The 2,134-nt window shown below is 45.5% G+C and carries 1 protein-coding gene; it reads right to left on the bottom strand.

Annotated elements, in window-relative coordinates; translation table 11 throughout:
• Window positions 1-1,906, bottom strand: a 1,906-nt coding sequence (recQ, locus tag WBA23_RS13415) for a DNA helicase RecQ (protein WP_424582787.1), incomplete at its 3' end; no start/stop codon positions are given.
• Window positions 1,907-2,134 lie beyond the last annotated feature (228 nt).

Genomic DNA, 2,134 nt, shown 5'->3' on the forward strand with positions numbered 1-2,134 from the left:
GGCGGTAGTAATCGTAGGTGCGCTGCTTAGTATCGGATTTGGCTTGGGAAGAGCGCTTCTTTCGGCTCTTCCGCCTAACCTGAGTCATACGAGAATCCAGGTCGTTCTCGGTACAGTACTGGTTAATTTCATCCAGAAAAGCAGCCCCGTACTTGGTAATCTTTACTTCCCCAAAACCACTAATGTGCGGCAAGTCTTCGGGCTGCGTAGGCAAATAAGTAGCCAAATCCTGTAGGGTGGCATCGGAGAAAATTATGTAGGCCGGTACGTTTTCGTCTTGAGCCAACTGACGGCGCAAACCCTTCAACTGCTGGAACAGACTTTCTTCTATTGGCTTGGCTGTCGATTTGATCGTGACCGTCTGGGGTTCGGCGATTTCAACTAGCATCACCTTTTCTTGTCCCTTCAATACCGACCAGCTTTGTTCGGTAAGTTGTAGGGTAGGAAATTTATCGTTGGATTTTTGTAGGTAGTTCAAGCGAAGCAAATCGTTTAGGTAGCGATGCCAATCTTTTTTGCTGATGTCGGCCCCGGCTCCGTAGGTTTTCAGCTGCTTGTGTTCCTGCCAAATCTTCTCCGATTTGGAACCCCGCAAAAAATCTATCACGTAACCACCCCCAAAGCGTTCACCCAACCGGGCTACCGCCGATAGAGCTTTCTGGGCAATGACGGTACCGTCGAATGTCTTGTAATCATTACGACAGACATCACAGTCGCCGCAGTAGTCGGGAGCTTCTTCGCCAAAATAATTGAGCAGAAATTTGCGTCGGCAAGTGCGGAGGTCGGCAAAAATAGCCATCTGCTGGAGCTTTTCCCGTAGTACCCGGCTTTGCTCGTCATTGCCTTCCACTTCTACAAAACCCTGGAGTTTAATTACGTCGGCGTAGCTATAAAAGAGTAGAGCGTCGCTAGGTAATCCGTCGCGTCCGGCCCGGCCCGTTTCCTGGTAGTAGCCTTCTATGTTTTTAGGTAAATCCATATGCACCACAAACCGTACATTTGATTTATCGATGCCCATTCCGAACGCCACAGTGGCCACAATGATGGGGACTTCATCCTTTAGGAATTCATCCTGGTGCTGTTCTTTTTGCTCGTTAGTGAGTTTGGCATGATAGGGTTTGGCCGAAAATCCATCCTGGGTTAGTCGCTCGGCCAGATCTTCGGTAGACGCTCGGGATAGTACGTAAATTATACCCGACTGGTCACGACGTTCGGCGAGGAAGTCTAACAATTGAGCGTAGCTCTGCCGTTTAGGGGCCACCCGATAGTAGATATTTTCCCGGTTAAAGCTGGAGATGAAAACCTTGGGTTTATGTAATTGAAGCTTATCCAAGATATCCTGCTGAGTAACCGGGTCGGCGGTGGCCGTGAGGGCTACGGTAGGTACGTTATCTAACGCCTTTCTAATATCAGCCAACATCCGGTACTCCGGCCGGAAATCATGGCCCCACTGCGAGATGCAGTGCGCTTCGTCAATGGCCAGCAGCGAGGTATTGATGCTTTTAAGAAAGTTAACAAACCGGTTTTCACTGTCAATCAGTCGTTCGGGAGCTAAATAAAGCATCTTTAATTCTTGCTGCCGTAGTTGCTGAAAGACCTGCTGCTGTTCTTCCAAACTCAACGATGAATTAAGATAGGCAGCTTTAATGCCATTAAGCCGAAGAGCATCCACTTGGTCTTTCATTAGAGAAATAAGGGGAGAAACTACTACGGTGAGCCCATCCATTAGTAAGGCTGGAATTTGGTAGCAAAGCGACTTGCCACCGCCAGTAGGCATTAGTACCAGTGTATCTTGTTTAGCTAAAATAGTCGTAATAATCTCCTGCTGATTTTCACGAAAAGCCGTATAACCGAAATGCTTTTCTAGTGTCGGAAGAAGTTGCGACAATAATGCCGGGGTTGACATAATGAAATAGTTTAAAAACTAAAGTTACTGAGTAGTAGCCAATGATAAAAAGAAAATAATAATTTCAATTATTTGGTTAAATATAACTAACCCCATGCAGTATATTTCATCATAAAATTAGGTTGATTCTTACTAATCATTCTTTAATACTTCTGTCCAATAACTAGTAATACTATAGTTAAGCATAATAATTTTCTAGGATACCCGTATAATTATTAGTTTATTGGA

Source organism: Tunicatimonas sp. (assembly GCF_049647865.1).
In the GTDB taxonomy this organism is placed as follows: domain Bacteria; phylum Bacteroidota; class Bacteroidia; order Cytophagales; family Cyclobacteriaceae; genus Tunicatimonas.